This window comes from Mycobacterium sp. E1747, assembly GCF_001667775.1.
GTDB lineage: Bacteria > Actinomycetota > Actinomycetes > Mycobacteriales > Mycobacteriaceae > Mycobacterium.
Window position 1 is genome coordinate 1 of sequence record NZ_LZJI01000176.1, and the last position, 647, is coordinate 647.

The 647-nt window shown below is 63.1% G+C and carries 1 protein-coding gene; it reads left to right on the top strand.

Annotation, left to right across the window (positions count from 1 at the left end):
* Positions 1-647: LLM class F420-dependent oxidoreductase (locus tag A5695_RS16800; protein ID WP_156749704.1), on the top strand; the 647-nt coding region annotated here is incomplete at both ends.

A 647-nucleotide genomic window follows, 5' to 3' on the forward strand; every position in this document is an offset into this window, starting at 1 on the left:
GGCGCTCCCGAGAGGCTTGGGCCCACGATGGCAGGATCGGCTAAATTAGCCGAGCAAGCCGGCGCCACGATGTTCACCCTGGCCGACCACTTCTTTCAAATGGAACAGGTCGGCAAGGCCGAGGACCCGTTCCTGGAGGGCTACACCTCGCTGGGTTTCCTGGCCGGGCAGACCGAGACGATCACGTTGACCTTGATGGTGACCGGGGTGACCTATCGCTACCCCGGCCTGCTCGCCAAGACAATCGCCACCCTCGACGTACTCTCCCGTGGTAGATCAATGTTTGCCATCGGCGCGGCGTGGTACGAGCGGGAGCACCTGGCGCTAGGTGTCACCTATCCGCCGCTGCGACAACGATTCGAAATGCTCGAAGAGACGGTGCAGATCTGCCAGCAGATGTGGAGCGACAATGACGGCCCGTACCAGGGCCGGCACTACCAGCTGGCCGAGACGATCTGTCAACCACAACCCATCAACCGTCCGCCCGTGCTGATCGGCGGGGACGGCGAAAAGAAGACGCTGCGCCTGGTCGCGCAGTACGCCGACATCTGGAACAGCAACGCCGTCACCCCCGAAGAGGCCGCGCACAAAATCGGGGTGCTGACCGAGCATTGCAACACGCTGGGACGCGATCCCAACGAGATCCG